The organism is Parasphingopyxis sp. (genome assembly GCF_028279465.1).
In the GTDB taxonomy this organism is placed as follows: domain Bacteria; phylum Pseudomonadota; class Alphaproteobacteria; order Sphingomonadales; family Sphingomonadaceae; genus Parasphingopyxis.
This window is the reverse complement of the sequence record NZ_JANQNS010000005.1, coordinates 38,395-53,786: the sequence shown is the minus strand read 5'-3', so window position 1 is coordinate 53,786 and position 15,392 is coordinate 38,395. Positions and strand designations below refer to the sequence as shown.

Below are 15,392 nucleotides of genomic sequence, written 5' to 3'. Positions count from 1 at the left end.
CACTTTACATAAGCGGGAAAAATCGGCGATTCGGGTCACGCCATTTGCCTCGCGGCGTTTCCGCGATACAGTTTCGGCGGGGATGACGAGTATGGCACGACCGGAAGATGCGTGAGAACGCGCCCAAGGCGCAGCGTATCCTGTTTGTCCAAAACGGACAGGATGAAGCGGCGGCGGAGCTGGCGGCCAATGCCGCAAAGGCGCTCGATGAAGCGCGTCTCGACCATGAGCGTGTCGACATTTCTGATGCGCTGCACCTGCCCTCGCTCGAACATTTTTCCAGCGTTCTCCTGTGCGTCACGAAGCTCGAAGAGCTGGGATTGCAGGGCATAACCGATCTCGCCGATTACGCGGCGGAAGGCGGCGGCGTCGTTTTCCCGCACCGGATATGGCATCGCCGCCTGCACGATCTGGCCGGGTTCGAAGAGCGGCCCACGCCGCCGCGTTTCGCCGCGACGGAACCGACCACCGAAGGCCTGCGGATCACGGGCGCGGTGCTCCCGCTATTCGACGGCGTCGAACTGGATCGCGAACAGCTTGCCGGCCATCGCCCGCTCGATCTGACGCCGCGGGACAATGTCGAAATTTTCGCCGTCAGCGAAGAAGATTATCCGCTCGCCTGGTTGCACCGGCTCGGTAACGGGCGCGTGATCTACTGGAATTCGAAAATGCTTGAGCAGAAGCGGCTGCGCGGCTTGATCGTGCAGTCGGTTCTGGCCGTCCAGCCGGTCGCGATCTGGCCCATTGCCAATGTCGGCGTCATCCAGATCGACGATTTCCCGGCGCCGCTCTGGCACGAGGATATGGGGCCGGTGTTGGACCAATATCCCGATCTGAACGCGACGCAATTCTATGGCGATATCTGGCATCCCGACATGCTGGACCTCGCGGACCGGTATGGTTTGACCTACTCTTATTTTACGATCTTCAATTACAACGACAGGACGTCTTCGCCATTCCCGTTCGATGAATGGACGTATCAGACGACCCATATTGCCGGTACCGAGGTGCCGGCCACGCCCCATGCGGCCGCCATTGCGTCCAATGCCGGAGAACTGGCTCTGCACGGCTACAACCACATGTCGTTGCTGAACGAGATCTGGTCCTCGCAAGCCATGATGGAACAGGCGCTCGGCGATGCGGCGGGCCGCTGGGACGCAGACGATCTCGGTCCGTTGCCGGTTTCCTATGTGCCCCCGAACAACGAATATGATCGGACCGGAATTGCGGCCCTGTCGTCTGCGCTACCCAGCGTCGCATCGATCTCGGGCAGCTATCTGCACGGCGAGTTCGAACGGGGCGGACAACGCGAGTTCGGGCCGGAGCCATGGAACGAAAAGCTGTTCTGCCTCCCGCGTGCGACTTCGGGTTACGAATATTCCGCCGATATGCAGTTCGACGCGCTCTCGCAGATCGGCGTGGCGGGCATCTGGACGCATTTCACTCATGCCGACGATGTGTTCGATATGCCGCCAGACGGCGAGGAGGATCCCTATTGCCGCAATCCGAAGCGCCGTCGGTGGCGCGGCAAGGTCAGCACCAATGGCGGAAATCATGGCCTGCTCGACGAGTTCGAACGCTGGATCGCCGATTTCAAACGCCGCTTCCCCTGGCTCCGCTATGCGACGACGCGCGCGGCCTGCCGGCTGGTCGAAGACCATCTGCGCAGCGACTGGGCGGCCTTTATCGGAGCGGAGGAGATACGCGTGCGATCCGAACCGGGCTCCTGGTTCCAGATCCGCCTGAACACCGGCGCGCAACTCGACCCGCACGCCATTTCCGGCGCCGAACTCGTTTCTGCAGCCGGTGATAATGGCTGCCTCGCCGATACACTGCGCAGCACCGCGCCGGTCTCGGTGTTGCGGTTCAGAAAACATGGCCGCGTTGCAAAGTCGTCGCCTTTGCGCGGCGGGTTGCGGAATAGCGCGAAAACGGCGACATCGAAGACCGCCCGATTGTGAACGGGCGCGTGCGGGGCAACGCTCCCGCCCGGCGAGGAGGGAAGCGATGTCGGACGAGAACAACCCGGATGATGGCGATAGCGACTATGTAACGAGCGAAGCCGATCAGGCCTATTGGAAGGCCAATATCCGTCTGCTCGTCACGCTGATGAGCATCTGGTTCCTCGTATCCTTCGGTGCGGGTATCCTGTTCCGCGACTTTCTCGATCAATTTTCGATCGGCGGTTATCCGCTCGGCTTCTGGTTCGCTCAGCAGGGCGCGATTTACGTCTTTATCGCGCTGATCGTTATCTATGTCCGCCAGATGCGGAAGATCGAAAAACGCTTCGGGCTCGACGACGATGAGTGACATTGACCAGAAACACACGGTCAGATGGCGTGATATCATCCTCGCCATAACTTTAGCGGCGATTTTGTGGGCTCTTGCAGTCACCATTCCGGATTGGCGAATGTATTTCGGCGCGTTTGCGGTGTTGATGACGGCGGCATTACCCGTTTTCTTTTTTGAGAAGATGCGGGGCCGTTGATGACCACCCAGACGCTTATCTATCTTTTCGTCGGTGCGTCCTTCGCGCTCTATATCGGCATTGCCATCGCTTCGCGCGCGGGCTCGACATCCGAATTCTACGTCGCGGATGGCCATGTGAACCCTGTCGTCAACGGTATGGCGACGGCCGCCGACTGGATGAGTGCGGCGAGCTTTATCTCCATGGCGGGGCTGATCGCGTTCCTCGGCTATGATGGCAGCGTCTATCTGATGGGCTGGACCGGCGGCTATGTGATGCTGGCGCTGCTGCTCGCGCCGTATCTCAGGCAATTCGGCCAATATACGGTCCCCGACTTCATCGGCGCGCGCTATTATTCCAAGGCCGCACGCGTCGTCGCGGTGATCTGTCTCATCTTCATCAGCTTCACCTATATCGCCGGGCAGATGCGCGGCGTCGGCATCGTTTTCTCGCGCTTCCTCGAAGTGCCGGTCGATCTCGGCGTGATCATCGGCATGGGGATCGTCTTCATCTATGCCGTGCTCGGCGGCATGAAGGGGATCACCTATACGCAGGTCGCGCAATACTGCGTGCTGATCTTCGCCTATATGGTGCCGGCCTTCTTCATCAGCTTTCTCGTCACCGGCAATCCGATCCCGCAGGTCGGGCTTGGCAGCGAGGTCGCCGACGGCTCCGGTATGTATGTGCTCCAAAAGCTCGATGCGACGCTGACCGATCTTGGCTTCACGGCCTATACGGACGGCACGAAGAGCATGATTGACATCTTCTGCATCACCGCCGCGCTGATGATCGGCACGGCGGGGCTGCCGCATGTCATCGTCCGCTTTTTCACCGTGCCGAGCGCCCGCGATGCGCGCAGATCGGCGGGCTGGGCGCTGGTCTTCATCGCGCTGCTCTATACGACTGCCCCGGCGGTCGGCGCCTTTGCCCGGATCAATTTTGTCGAGACGGTCAACGAACAGCAATATGCCGATGCGCCCGAATGGTTCACCAACTGGGAGGCGAACGACCTGATCGCCTTCAACGACCGCAATGGCGACGGCGTGATGCAATATCGCTCGGGCGAGGCGTTCGCAGGCGCGCCGGTCTTTACCGAGGAACGCGGTGCCTCGGGTGAGCGGCTGGTGTCCAACGATGCGGTCGAGGGCGAGAACGAGGTCTATGTCGATCGCGACATCATGGTCCTCGCCAATCCAGAGATCGCGAACCTGCCGGGCTGGGTCATCGCGCTGGTGGCGGCCGGGGGACTTGCTGCGGCACTGTCGACCGCGGCCGGGCTGTTGCTCGTTATCTCTACGTCGATCAGTCACGATCTGCTCAAACAGACGTTCAGACCGCAAATCACCGAGAAAGGCGAGCTTATGGCCGCGCGTATTGCCGCGACGGCCGCGATCCTCGTCGCCGGCTATCTCGGCATCTATCCACCCGGATTCGTGGCGCAGGTGGTTGCCTTCGCCTTCGGCCTCGCGGCGGCCTCGCTCTTTCCGGCGATCTTCATGGGCATCTTTTCCAAGCGCATGAACAAGGAAGGCGCGATCGCGGGCATGGTCTCGGGCCTTGCCTTCACCTTCCTCTACATCGCCTATTTCAAGCTGTGGAATCCGGACGCTAATGTCGCCGCCAATTGGTGGTTCGGGATTTCGCCCGAGGGGATCGGCGTGATCGGCATGTTGATCAATTTCGCCGTGGCGCTCGCCGTTTCGCGGGTGACGGCTGGGCCGCCGCTCGAAGTCCGGCGCCTGATCGATTCGATCCGCGTGCCGCGCGGGGCGGGCAAGGCCTAGGTTACGCGGGAGATTGCTGAGATGGATCAACGCATGTCGCCCGCTTCGCCGCAAAGCGAAAACACCGAGCTCGAACCGGCAGCGCGTGAGATACTCGCAACACTGATCGGTTTCGATACGACGTCGCGGAACAGCAATCTCGAGTTGATCGCCTGGGTGGAGGAGTATCTTGCCCGGCATGGTGTTCGCTCCACGCGCGTCGCCAATGCGGATGGCGCGAAGGCCAGTCTCTACGCGACGGCCGGGCCTGAGGTCGAAGGCGGAGTCATCCTATCTGGCCATAGCGATGTCGTGCCGGTCGACGGGCAGGTTTGGAGCAGCGATCCCTGGACGGTGACCGAACGCGATGGCCGGCTGTATGGGCGCGGCACCTGCGACATGAAGGGCTTTATCGCACTCGCTCTGGCCGCGGTGCCGATGTTCGTCGATGGCCGGCGCCCGGCGCATCTCGCGATCAGCTATGACGAGGAAATCGGCTGCAAGGGCGCGCCCGCGATGATCGCCGCGCTTGCCGACAACGTCCCGACGCCGCGCCTTGCGATTGTCGGCGAGCCGTCGATGATGAAGATCATCAATGGCCATAAGGGCATCTGCGTCCATCGCGTCGACGTCTGGGGCCATGAGGCGCACAGTTCGCAGACGCATCTCGGGGTTTCGGCGAATATCGTGGCGATCGAGCTCATGCACGATCTGGCCGAGCTCGCCCGGCAATTGGAAGCCGCCGGCGATCCCGGCAATGGCTTCGACCCGCCCCATGCGACGCTCACCATCGGGCGGATGCAGGGCGGCACGGCGGACAATATCCTCGCGCGCCACGCCCAATTTTCCTTCGACCTGCGTTGTCCGCCAAGCGAAGATGCGCGGTCCATCCTCGCGCCGTTCATAGCAAAATGCCACGCGCTGGACGCGCAAATGAAAGGGGCCTTCCCGGATGCGGGCGTGGCGATTACCGAAATCGCCAACGCCCCGCCGATGACGCCAACGGGCAGCGCCGATGCCGAGGCCTTTGTCCGCGCGCTGACCGGCGACAACAGCCCCGCCGGCGCCGTCGCCTATGCAGCCGAAGGCGGCCAGTTTCAGCAGGCCGGATTTCCCACCGTGATCTGCGGCCCCGGATCGATCGAACAGGCGCACCAGCCGGATGAGTTTATCGCGGTAGAACAGTTTCAGCGCGGCGCGGCGTTTATGGTAAGGTTGGTTGAGGCGTTGCGGCTGTGAGGGTGGGGGACAGTGGGCTTAAAGTCGAAAGAGCGGTAACAATTTCGGGGTTGTTGTAACTGTCACGGTTATTCCAGTTTTGTGCGGTGAGGTTTTGGTGCCTGGAGAATGGGTAAAGGACATTGATGCTCTTCACGATTTCGTCAGCTATGTTGTGCTTTGCGCACCTGATGAGTTTCCGGTCGAAGATTTCCTTGAAGATCATGAACAGATGAACCTCGAAAAGGCATTCGAGGAGCTACGCCATGGTATTTTACTTCTCCACCCTGAAGTTGGAACGCCTCAAAAAGTCCCAATCATGCATTCGAAGTTGGATGAAGCCTATAAAGCTTATAAAGCTGGCGATGGAGATAAGGGCGCACATCTCGTCCAAGATTTTCGCAACATGATTTTCAAAAGAGAAGACTGACTTTTCGGATGGTGATCTGATTGCAATAATCCGGCCAGAGAGCAGGCCGGAGGGCGGCAGCTTCAACTTCATTCCGTGAGACATTGGATGCCGCATGTTAGGACTATTGATCGGCTGTATAACTTCATCGGATTTGTTATCCTACGAGCTCCAGACCAATTTCCGGTAGAAGATTATCTCGAAGATCATGAGAAAATGAATCTCGAAAAAGCATTCGAGGAACTGCGCCACGGGATTCTGCTTTTGGATCCCGAAGTCGGGACTCCGGAAAAAGTCCCCGTCATGCACTCGATATTGGATGAGGCTTACAAGGCTTATCGTGCGGGTGATCGCAAGAAGGGTGCTTATCTCGTCCAGGATTTTCAGGACATGATCTTTAAACGAGAAGACTGAAACGCCCCTTCCAAAGTAGGAAATCCTCTGTCAGCCTTTGTTGGCTGTGTCCTTTGCCGGGCGCGGCGCACGCCCTTCGACAATGCTCAGGGCAGGCTCTTTGACCCCGTCGATCTCCGTCTGAAGGGCTGCGTCCTATTGGACACAGTGCGGCCTTTGCGAAACCGAAAGCCTTTCCCGCTTTAGCCCCTGTGACTTTCGTGACTTTTGGCCTCGCGCCGCCAGCGCGCCTGTGTGTCTGTTTTGTCAACCCTTCGACAGGGCTCCCCTGAGCTTGTCGAAGGGCTCAGGACAGGCTTTGCGCCGATCTTTTTCTCTCACCCCCGATTTCGCGTGAAGCGCTGTGAAGTTGTTCAGTAAATTTGCTTTTTAGCTGAACAGAACTGCCCGACTACCCCGGCCGTGTGTCAATCAGTGTCAACCGGGACGTAGTCGGCGGCTTTCGAGCGCTTGCCGGATTTTTCGGCTTATGTTGAGGCAGCAGGGAAGGCCCAGCTGTGATGCGAGGCAGGGAATGCGGGCAAGAACATCCGATCGATCAGGTCAGCGGGTCCGAGGCGAAGATGGGCGTATCGATGACGAGGACGAGCCTGTCTTCGCCCATGCCTTCGATGGGCGGAGACCGGTGGAGGCGCGGGGCATGTCCGGGGCCGAATCTGCGGCCCTTGAACAGGCCGATCCAGCCAGCCGGCATCCGTTCGAGGCAGCAACCCGGATCGTCATCGGCCGCATAATCGGTACCGGGTCCAGCGTATGTCGTGATCAGGCGCACGTCGGTGAAGTCGGCATGGACCTTCTGGCACGCATTGGTCGTGACGACTTCGAGCCGCACGCGGATCGTCTCCACCTGCATCAGGTCTCGAAAGCGGCCGCCCAGATGCAAGATATCCGCGCGTAAATCGGACGGCAGATCGGCGAACTCCGCTTCAATGGCCGCAAGCGTGCCGTCCGCTATCCTGTAAAAGGCGCCATGGCCGAGCATGGTATCGATGGTTTGCCGGCTGATCGGCACGGGCCGGTCTTCGATTGCCAGCGAGCAAGCGGGATCCTGGATGTGTCGCCAATCCACGATCGTGTCGGTGCAAATCCTGGTCATCTCGCCTTACGCATTATGGATGTTCGCTCCGCAAATGATGAGATAAGGTATCATTTCAAGGTCAAGTTTCCAGTAATCACGCGCGGGGCGCGGCCCGCGCGGTTCGCCGAGCGCGTTTTTGGGCGCGCCGTCCGACCCAGCGGAATCTGGCCAAAGGCTTGAGAATTCGCACTGGATGTTCTATCTGAGGCGTAGTTGTGGAGTTGAAAATGCGTGAACTGAAAATCCTGATCGCTGCGGCTGCCATCGTCATTCCGTCGACGGCACATGCCTGTGCGTTTCACGGAATGTTCGGCCATGTGAATTTCTCGAACCTTTCGCTGCTGAGCGGCGATCATTTGGCACCCATGGCGAATAACGGGCCCGCTGCAAGCCACGATAATATGGCGGGCATGCGGTATATTCGGTTCAGCACGATTAACGATACGTTCGACGACGAAGTGGTCGAGGATGATGCGTCCGGCAGCGAACCGGTAGACACCGCCTATAATCCTGAAGACGCAGCGACTTTTCGTTAAGCGAAAGGCCCCTACCGATGGCGTCGCCGGTTCTGGAGATATCCGATCTGCGCCTCAGCTTTGGGTCGCGCGAGATATTCAACGATTTCCAGCTCAGTCTCGATCCGGGCAATCATACCTTGCTGCTTGGGCCGTCGGGGAGCGGCAAAACCTCGCTGATCAACCTCGTGGCAGGTCTACTGTCTCCGGATAGCGGCACCATCACTGTCGATGGCGAGACGATGAGCGGCCTTTCCGCTTCCGCGCGCGACGATCTTCGCCGCCGAAAGATCGCGGTGATCTTCCAGACACTGCGCCTGATCTCCGCGCTCAGCGTGCGGCAGAATCTATTGCTCGCGCAAAAACTGTCCGGCGTTGCGCGCGACAATGACAAAGTGATGACCCTGCTCGAGGCGGTCGGTATCGAGACGCTGGCCGATCAACGGCCGAAACAGCTGAGCCAGGGCGAAGCGCAGCGCGCCGCGATTGCGCGGGCGCTGGTGGCCGAACCGGCTCTGCTGATCGCCGATGAGCCGACATCGGCGCTGGACGATGCCAATGCGGGCAAGGTTGCCGAGCTGCTTTTGAAAACGGCAGACGATATGGGCGCCACGCTGCTGGTCGCCACGCATGATGCCCGGCTGAAAGACAACATCCCCGCAGCCATCGAATTGCAGTCGCTCGAAACGGCGGTGGCGGCCTGATGCTGCGCCTCGCCCTTGCCTATCTGCGCGAACGCTCGTTGCTGTCCGCGCTCAACGTGCTGCTGCTGAGCCTTGCGGTCGCGATGCTCGTGATATTGCTCAACTTCTCGGCCCAGATGAGCGACCGGTTCGAGCGCGATGCACAAGGCATCGATCTGGTCGTCGGCGCCAAGGGATCGCCGCTGCAGCTTATCCTCTCCAGCGTCTATCATGTCGACATGCCGACCGGGAATATTCCGCTTTCGAGCATCGATCTGCTGCGTGGCGACCCGGCCGTCGCGCGAGTCATTCCCGTCGCGCTCGGCGATAATTTCCGGGGCTTCCGGATCGTCGGCACCGAGGAAAGCTATGCGCAGCTTTACGATGCCGAACTCGCCGAGGGGCGTATGTTCACGGCCAATAGCGAGGCCGTGCTCGGCTCGAAGGTCGCCGAGGAAACGGGGGTGACCCTGGGCCAGCAGTTCGTCGGCAGCCATGGACTCGTTGGGGACGATGGCGGCGCGCATGAACATCATCCGATGGAGACCGTGGGCATCCTCGCGCCAACCGGCACGGTTATGGATCGATTGATCCTCGTCTCGGTCGAGACGGTATGGGATGTTCATGGCATCGAGCATGATCACGCCCATGGAGATCACGATCATGGCGAGGATGGTCACAGCCATGATCACGAGGCTCACGACCATGGCGAGGCCGCGCACAGTCATGACCATGAAGCGCACGATCACGGCGCGCACGACCACGAAGCGCACGATCATGGAGCCCATGACCACGGTGCGCATGCCCATGGTGCGCATGCCCATGATGACGCGCCAGCGGCCATCGCTGAGCCGGCTGAGGAGCAACCGATGCGCGCCGGTGGTTTCCAACGGCCCGATGCGCTTGCGCCCGAAGTGACGGCATTGCTGGTCACCTATCGTTCGGCGGCAGGCGCGGTCCGCCTGCCGAGCATGATCAACCGGCAGACGGATATGCAGGCCGCCGTGCCGGCCGTCGAGACGACGCGGCTGCTCTCGATGCTCGGTGTGGGTATTGACGGTGCGCGACTCTTTGGCTGGCTGCTCGCGCTGATCGGTGGGCTGTCGATCTTTGTCGCACTGCTCAATGCCGCGTCCGCACGCGAGGGCGAACTCGCACTGCTGCGGATGATGGGTGCTAACAAGCTTCAGGTGTTTGGAACGATCATCGCAGAGGGCGTGATCATCGCCACGGCCGGGGCGATACTCGGCCTGCTGCTTGGTCATGGCCTGCTGGCCGTGGCAGCCTCCATGTTCCGGCCGGTGCAGGAAATGGGTCTCGACCCCTTGCATTTCGAACCCGCTGAAATCACCATCGTACTGCTCGTGATCGCGATCGGCGTGGTTGCGGCGCTGATACCGGCCTGGCGAGTGTTCCGCGCCGACCTAACCCGTATACTCGCGCGCGCTACCTAGGAGACAAGGCGATGCCCCTATTTGCCAAATTGATCGCCGTCATGCTCGCAACGGCCAGTATCCTGTTCGTGTCCGTCGAAACGGCTGAAGCGCAGCAGCACGGTATTTGGCGACCGGCCGAAACGCCGCGCGGCGGCGTCGCCTGGTCGTTGCTCGAAAGCACCCGCGTCATCGACCGGCGCGGCGAAAACAACATGATCTATTCGCGTCCCGAATTTCCCAGTCGCGTTCGCGCGCTCAATGGACGGACGGTGCGCGTCGCCGGCTGGATGATGCCGCTGCAAAATTCGGCGCGCCAAAGCCATTTCGTGCTGCTCGCCTATCCGCCAGGATGCCCCTTCCATCTCCATGCCCTGCCGAACCAGTTCATCGAGGTCCGCACCTCGACGCCAATACCGGTGGAAGAGATGGACGCCATCACATTGACCGGAACGCTCCGGCTGACGGGTCGGGATGAGAGCGGCATATTCTACCGTCTCATCAACGCCCGGCAGATCGGCGGCTAGGGAGACTTCCGTACCGGCGGCTATTGCATCGCGCACCCGAGAGAGGATCGGCATGGTCACCGAGCATTTCGACGAAGAAGATTTCGTAAAGCGCTATGTCGAACGCGGTCCTTCCAGATTCGTGCCGGGCTTCGAGAGCCTGCATCGCATGGCGGATCTATTGCTCGCCGAAACCGTTCCCGACAATGGGTCGGTTCTTATCATCGGCGCGGGTGGCGGGCATGAACTGACCCGTCTTGCTACGGGCCATAAAGGCTGGCGTTTTTGTGCCGTCGATCCGTCCGAAGAGATGCTGAAAGCGGCGCGCTACAGGATGGCTGATCAGGGTGATAACGAGCGCGTCGACTGGATACAGGGCGTAGTCGATGATGCGCCCGACGGACCGTTCGACGCGGCCACATGTCTGCTGACTTTGCATTTCGTTCCCGATGACGGCGCGAAGCTGGAGACGCTTCGATCGATCAGATCGCGGCTCACGCCGGGTGCGCCATTTGTCCTTGCAGATCTCTGCATGGACCAGACCGCCGATGATTTCGACGTGGCGCTTGGCCGCTATGCGCGATTTGCAGGCGCATCCGGTGCCGATCCGGACGATGTCCGTCAGGCGGAAAGCCATATTCGCGAGGGGCATCTCAATATGGCGACGCCGGAGCGCAATGCGGCGCTTTTTGCAGAAGCAGGCTTTAGCCGCATCGGGCTCTTCTATGCTGGTTTTTCCTGGCGAGGCTGGAGCATGCACGCCTAACCGTTCTCTTGCGTCCGCTTTGAGATGTTATACTATATCCGCAAACGGCGGCGGAATGCGACCTTCAGGCGAACGAATCTTCATCCATTGCGCAACGTCGTTCTTCGCGACTGCGCTGTGCTGCGCCGCGCCAACCTATACCGCTCAGGCGCAATCCGCCGCTGAGACGGATTCCAGCACCCAGTTCGAGCGCGCCTTTTTCGATCGCTTCAACCCGCAAACCGCGCTCGATATTCTCGAACGCGTTCCGGGTTTCACGCTCGATACGGGCGATGACGATCTGCGCGGCTTCGGCGCCGGCGCGGGCAATGTGCTGATCGATGGGCAGCGCGCGTCGACCAAAACGGGGCTCGAAGAAGTGCTTGAACGCATCCCTGCAGGATCGGTCGAACGTATCGAGCTGATCCGGGGTGGCGGCCCGGCCGGCGAGACGGCAGGACAAGGCATCGTCGCCAATGTCGTGCTGCTGGAAGGCGCGCGCTCGGGGAGTTGGTCGGTCGAGATCGAACGCGCGCCGGACGGGCTATTCTATCCACGCGCGGAACTCGCGCTCTCCCGGCCGCTCGGGCGTTGGGAAACGACCACCCGGATCAACGGCTATTGGGAACGCTTCCCCTGGAAGACATTTACCCGCCGAAATATCGACGCCGACGATGAACTTGTGAGTTTTCAGAACGAGACGGCGCCCAGTTCGCTCGGCGAGATTTTCGTATCGATTGAGGCCTCGCGGCCGCTGGGCGGTGGCGAACTGACGCTCAATACGCGCTTCGGTTATAGCAGTTTCGAACGCAATACGGTGCGCACCGGCGTGGCGCTGCCCCGCACCAGCCCCGATACGCCCATCGATCTGCGCCGGATCAATTTCGACAGCGAATTTTTCGAAGGCGAGTTCAGTGCGGAATGGACGCGGCCGGTTGGGAGCGGCTGGTCGCTCAAGCTTATCGGCCTCGGATCGATCCAGGATGCCAGCCAGTCCAACCTCTCAACCGTCGAGGACCCGATCGGCGCTGATCCGGTCGATTCGACCTTCGCGCTCGATCGGCTCCCGATCGAACTGCTTGGCCGCGTGACGATAGGCCGGGGCGGGAATGCGTCGCTGCGGCCCGAGACCGGTTTCGAAGTCGCCTATAACCGGCTCGATAGCGCGCTTTCGATCGCCAATGCCGGGGTGCCCGTCATATTGCCGGCGGCCGATGTGCTGGTCGAGGAGCTGCGCGGCGAAGCCTTCGCCAATCTCACCTGGGTGCCCGCTCCGGCCTGGACGATCGAGGGCGGGCTGGCCGTCGAATTTTCCGAGATCAGCGTCTCCGGCGACGCCGAGAACCAGCAGAGCTTCACCTTCCTGAAACCCAATCTCGCGATCAACTATCGCGCGTCGGACAGGCTGCAGCTGCGGCTCGCGGTCCGCCGCACCGTCGGGCAGCTCGATTTCGCCGATTTTGCCGCATCGGCCGATTCCGATGAGGATCGCGAACTGGCCGGTAATCCGGCGCTCGGCCCCGATCAGACGACCCGGCTCAGCGCCTCTTTCGACTGGCGCCTGCCATCGGGCTTCGCACTGAGCGTCGAAGCCTATCAGGAATGGCGCGAGGATGTGCTCGAGCAAATCCTGCTACCATCGGGCGCCTTTGGCGTCGGCAATGCGGGATCGGCCGAAGTCCGCGGCATCGAGACGACTTTCGCCCTGCCGCTCACCGCCATCCTGCCCGGCGCCCTGCTCGAAGGCACGATCAATCTTGCCGAAGCCGAGTTCACCGATCCGATCACGGGACAGGTGCGAGCCGTCACCGATTTCGAGAATCCGGATATCGATATCTCCTTCCGCCACGATATCGAACGGCTGCGTTTCTCCTGGGGTTTCGATTTCGCGCCCCGCACCGACATCGAGGAATTTTTCGCCGACGAGGAAATCTTCAGCGCACGCGACACGTTCCTGTCGATCTTTGTCGAAACGACACGATTTCTCGGCGTCACAACACGGCTTGAAGCGACAAATGTGGGCGGCCGCGGCTTTCCGTTCGAACGCCGCTTCTTCGCCCCGGACCGATCCGGTATGCTGACCGGGCGCGAGGTCGTCGAGCGCAGCCGCCGCACTTTCCTGACGCTTACTGTCTCGGATACATTTTAAGGTATTTACGGCCCATTACAGGTTAGCAGCGCAATGTTACGCCTCAATCGCCGCCCAGCAAATGTCTCCGCCAGAACAGGATCGTTGCCCAATAGAAATAGTCGGCATTCTCTTTCCTGGCGAACCCGTGGCCTTCATTCTGGGCGAGGAAGTGCCAGGCTTCGCCGCCATTGGCGCGCACCGCTTCGATGATCTGATCGGCCTCGGATGCAGGAACGCGGGGGTCGTTGGCGCCAGTCGCTACCATCAGCGGGATGCGAATCTCGTCAGCGCGGGTCAGCGGGCTGATCGCTCTCAATTGGGCGCGCTGTTCGGGGTCGCGCTCGTCGCCATATTCGACGCGGCGCAAATCGCGGCGATAGTCTTGTGTGTTTTCGAGGAACGTGACGAAATCGGAGATTGCGACGATGCAGTTCGCACCGCGCAGGCGCTCGCCATAGCGAATGGCGCTGGCATAGCACATATAGCCGCCATAGGAGCCGCCGGTGACGCCGATGCGGTTCGCATCGATGCGCGGATCATCTTCTAGCCGATCGAGAAATGCACCGATATCGCGCACTGAATCCTCGCGCCGGAACGGGCCATTATCGAGGCTGACAAAGCGTTTGCCATAGCCCGTCGATCCCCGCACGTTCGGGTAGAAGATCGCGATACCCAGCTCGTTGATCAGATAGTTATTGCGGCCAAGAAAGCGCGCTGTTGCCTGGCTTTCCGGCCCGCCATGGATGTTGACCAGCAATGGGCGCGGGCCCGGATGGCGCGCGGGATCGGGCGCATAGAGAAAGCCCGACATTGGCTCCCCGTCGAAGCTTTCAATCTCGATGAGTTCGGGCAACACATTCGCTTGTGCATCAAGGCCGCCCATCTCGCTATTGGTCCAACGGGTAAGAGCCAGTGTTTCGGGATCGACGCTATAGGCATCGGCCGCGCCCTGGTTCGAGACCAAAGTCATACCCACATCACCCCAAGGCGCAATCTCGAGCCCGCCGAGCGTGCCGGGCGGCAGCGCGACTTCGCGGATATTGCCGGTCGTGATATCATAGAGCTTGAGCTCAGAGCGGCCGGCCGCATTGACTTCATAGGCGATGGTTTGGCCATCGTCCGAAATGTCGAAATCGACGATATCCCAGGGTTCTTCGATAACCGGCTCGAACACGCCACTGGCCGTATCGAACGTGCCGAGGCGTTTGAATTCTGAACGTTCGTCGCTTGCCACCCAAAGGCGGCCGTCCGGCGCATATTGGAGCCCGCTGAACGCGACCGAAGCGCCTTCGGGGGTCAGCTGCGTGACCTCACCCGATGCCACATCGATATGGTAGAGTTCCATATTCGTGACGGAGATATAATTGACCACCAGCGCCGTGCTGCCATCGGGTGTAAAATCTACGACGAACCAACCGCCGCCCTCGCGCTCAGCAAGCATGCGCGTGGTAGAGGGATCGCGCGGATCCATGAGATAGAGATCGGTGTCGCGCCCGTTACGCCGGGTCGAGCTGAACGCCACCATCGAACCATCTGGCATCCACGCGCCCAGGCTGTTGCGGCTCGTGCCATCGGTCAACATCGTCAGCCTGCCATCTTCGAGCTGGAAAATCTGAAAGAATTCGTTTCCGCCGATATCCTTCGATATGAGACTGACATCGCCGGCGCCCGGAGACACCGACACGCCGCGTACGGGTTCGGCTTCAAAGGTGAGCTGCGTACGCGCCGCGCCGGGGGCAGCGACACGATGCAATTGGGCGGTATCGCCAAAGCGTGTGGCGACATACATTGCCCGGGTCTGCGGGTCCCACTCCGAAAAGGCCGCGGTGCGATATTCGAAATAGGGCTGCGTTTCATTGACCAGCTGTTGCGGGATGGCGGGAATGCCGTCGGCAACGACAGCTGCCGGCCGCGGAGCAACGGCTTCGCCACCATCGTCCTGCGCGAATGCAGTCGCGCTGGAGACCAAGAGAATGGCGGTGAGAACTTTCTTCATATCCGGTTCCTCGGTTCGACCAGTGGTAGAGCTG

General features: G+C 60.7%; 15 protein-coding genes. 13 read left to right on the top strand and 2 right to left on the bottom strand.

Going from position 1 to position 15,392, the window contains the following annotated elements; all coding sequences use genetic code 11:
- Positions 1 to 107 precede the first annotated feature (107 nt).
- The 7 genes from Q0974_RS02780 (at position 108) to Q0974_RS02750 (ending at position 6,271) form a co-directional block, all read left to right on the top strand.
- A complete protein-coding gene (locus Q0974_RS02780) occupies positions 108 to 1,961 on the top strand; it encodes a DUF2194 domain-containing protein (protein WP_299322379.1) in 1,854 nt (617 codons plus the stop codon).
- A gap of 46 nt (positions 1,962 to 2,007) precedes the next feature.
- Entirely contained in the window at positions 2,008 to 2,310 is a 303-nt protein-coding gene (locus tag Q0974_RS02775) for a DUF4212 domain-containing protein (protein ID WP_299322376.1), read from the top strand.
- Positions 2,303 to 2,488 carry a hypothetical protein gene (locus tag Q0974_RS02770; RefSeq protein ID WP_299322373.1) on the top strand — a complete coding sequence of 62 codons (186 nt, stop codon included), beginning with the start codon at positions 2,303 to 2,305 and terminating at the stop codon, positions 2,486 to 2,488. Before Q0974_RS02775 ends, Q0974_RS02770 begins: the two co-directional genes overlap by 8 nt.
- Positions 2,488 to 4,251 carry a sodium:solute symporter family protein gene (locus Q0974_RS02765; RefSeq protein ID WP_299322371.1) on the top strand — a complete coding sequence of 588 codons (1,764 nt, stop codon included), beginning with the start codon at positions 2,488 to 2,490 and terminating at the stop codon, positions 4,249 to 4,251. The genes Q0974_RS02770 and Q0974_RS02765 overlap by 1 nt, the downstream gene beginning before the upstream one ends.
- Positions 4,252 to 4,272: 21 nt before the next feature.
- Complete coding sequence (gene argE, locus Q0974_RS02760) at positions 4,273 to 5,469, top strand: acetylornithine deacetylase (RefSeq protein WP_299322368.1); 1,197 nt, start codon at positions 4,273 to 4,275, stop codon at positions 5,467 to 5,469.
- A 97-nt stretch (positions 5,470 to 5,566) separates the two neighbouring features.
- The gene (locus Q0974_RS02755; RefSeq protein WP_299322366.1) at positions 5,567 to 5,878 is read left to right on the top strand and encodes a hypothetical protein; all 312 of its coding nucleotides are present in this window, start codon (positions 5,567 to 5,569) and stop codon (positions 5,876 to 5,878) included.
- Between the two features lie 195 nt (positions 5,879 to 6,073).
- Positions 6,074 to 6,271 carry a hypothetical protein gene (locus Q0974_RS02750; RefSeq protein WP_299322364.1) on the top strand — a complete coding sequence of 66 codons (198 nt, stop codon included), beginning with the start codon at positions 6,074 to 6,076 and terminating at the stop codon, positions 6,269 to 6,271.
- A 538-nt stretch (positions 6,272 to 6,809) separates the two neighbouring features.
- Here the strand turns inward: Q0974_RS02750 and Q0974_RS02745 are convergent.
- Positions 6,810 to 7,367, bottom strand: a complete 558-nt coding sequence (locus Q0974_RS02745) for a DUF1826 domain-containing protein (RefSeq protein WP_299322361.1) — start codon at positions 7,365 to 7,367, stop codon at positions 6,810 to 6,812.
- A 209-nt stretch (positions 7,368 to 7,576) separates the two neighbouring features.
- Here Q0974_RS02745 and Q0974_RS02740 point away from each other — a divergent pair, with 209 nt between their 5' ends.
- Genes Q0974_RS02740 through Q0974_RS02715 form a run of 6 tightly spaced genes read left to right on the top strand, consistent with a single transcriptional unit; the run spans position 7,577 to position 13,380 of the window.
- Positions 7,577 to 7,885: a hypothetical protein gene (locus Q0974_RS02740; protein ID WP_299322360.1), complete on the top strand. Its 309-nt coding sequence runs from the start codon at positions 7,577 to 7,579 to the stop codon at positions 7,883 to 7,885.
- Positions 7,886 to 7,902: 17 nt separating this feature from the next.
- Entirely contained in the window at positions 7,903 to 8,568 is a 666-nt protein-coding gene (locus Q0974_RS02735; protein ID WP_299322358.1) for an ATP-binding cassette domain-containing protein, read from the top strand.
- On the top strand, positions 8,568 to 10,001 hold the full coding sequence (locus Q0974_RS02730) for an FtsX-like permease family protein (RefSeq protein ID WP_299322357.1): 1,434 nt from the start codon (positions 8,568 to 8,570) through the stop codon (positions 9,999 to 10,001). Before Q0974_RS02735 ends, Q0974_RS02730 begins: the two co-directional genes overlap by 1 nt.
- Positions 10,002 to 10,012: 11 nt before the next feature.
- Positions 10,013 to 10,507, top strand: coding sequence for a DUF3299 domain-containing protein (locus Q0974_RS02725; RefSeq protein WP_299322355.1), 495 nt, complete (start codon positions 10,013 to 10,015; stop codon positions 10,505 to 10,507).
- Between the two features lie 52 nt (positions 10,508 to 10,559).
- On the top strand, positions 10,560 to 11,252 hold the full coding sequence (locus Q0974_RS02720) for a methyltransferase (protein WP_299322354.1): 693 nt from the start codon (positions 10,560 to 10,562) through the stop codon (positions 11,250 to 11,252).
- Between the two features lie 55 nt (positions 11,253 to 11,307).
- A complete protein-coding gene (locus Q0974_RS02715; RefSeq protein ID WP_299322352.1) occupies positions 11,308 to 13,380 on the top strand; it encodes a TonB-dependent siderophore receptor in 2,073 nt (690 codons plus the stop codon).
- A 43-nt stretch (positions 13,381 to 13,423) separates the two neighbouring features.
- On the opposite strand, the gene Q0974_RS02710 is transcribed toward Q0974_RS02715, so the two are convergent.
- Entirely contained in the window at positions 13,424 to 15,358 is a 1,935-nt protein-coding gene (locus Q0974_RS02710; RefSeq protein WP_299322350.1) for a prolyl oligopeptidase family serine peptidase, read from the bottom strand.
- Positions 15,359 to 15,392: the final 34 nt, after the last annotated feature.

What these genes read in the sequence shown, in the direction of transcription:
- Q0974_RS02780 (WP_299322379.1), top strand. Translation starts at nt 108, where the DNA reads ATGCGTGAGAACGCGCCCAAGGCGCAGCGTATCCTGTTTGTCCAAAAC.
- Q0974_RS02775 (WP_299322376.1), top strand. Translation starts at nt 2,008, where the DNA reads ATGTCGGACGAGAACAACCCGGATGATGGCGATAGCGACTATGTAACG.
- Q0974_RS02770 (WP_299322373.1), top strand. Translation starts at nt 2,303, where the DNA reads ATGAGTGACATTGACCAGAAACACACGGTCAGATGGCGTGATATCATC.
- Q0974_RS02765 (WP_299322371.1), top strand. Translation starts at nt 2,488, where the DNA reads ATGACCACCCAGACGCTTATCTATCTTTTCGTCGGTGCGTCCTTCGCG.
- argE (WP_299322368.1), top strand. Translation starts at nt 4,273, where the DNA reads ATGGATCAACGCATGTCGCCCGCTTCGCCGCAAAGCGAAAACACCGAG.
- Q0974_RS02750 (WP_299322364.1), top strand. Translation starts at nt 6,074, where the DNA reads ATGAATCTCGAAAAAGCATTCGAGGAACTGCGCCACGGGATTCTGCTT.
- Q0974_RS02745 (WP_299322361.1), bottom strand. Translation starts at nt 7,367, where the DNA reads ATGACCAGGATTTGCACCGACACGATCGTGGATTGGCGACACATCCAG.
- Q0974_RS02740 (WP_299322360.1), top strand. Translation starts at nt 7,577, where the DNA reads ATGCGTGAACTGAAAATCCTGATCGCTGCGGCTGCCATCGTCATTCCG.
- Q0974_RS02735 (WP_299322358.1), top strand. Translation starts at nt 7,903, where the DNA reads ATGGCGTCGCCGGTTCTGGAGATATCCGATCTGCGCCTCAGCTTTGGG.
- Q0974_RS02730 (WP_299322357.1), top strand. Translation starts at nt 8,568, where the DNA reads ATGCTGCGCCTCGCCCTTGCCTATCTGCGCGAACGCTCGTTGCTGTCC.
- Q0974_RS02725 (WP_299322355.1), top strand. Translation starts at nt 10,013, where the DNA reads ATGCCCCTATTTGCCAAATTGATCGCCGTCATGCTCGCAACGGCCAGT.
- Q0974_RS02720 (WP_299322354.1), top strand. Translation starts at nt 10,560, where the DNA reads ATGGTCACCGAGCATTTCGACGAAGAAGATTTCGTAAAGCGCTATGTC.
- Q0974_RS02715 (WP_299322352.1), top strand. Translation starts at nt 11,308, where the DNA reads ATGCGACCTTCAGGCGAACGAATCTTCATCCATTGCGCAACGTCGTTC.
- Q0974_RS02710 (WP_299322350.1), bottom strand. Translation starts at nt 15,358, where the DNA reads ATGAAGAAAGTTCTCACCGCCATTCTCTTGGTCTCCAGCGCGACTGCA.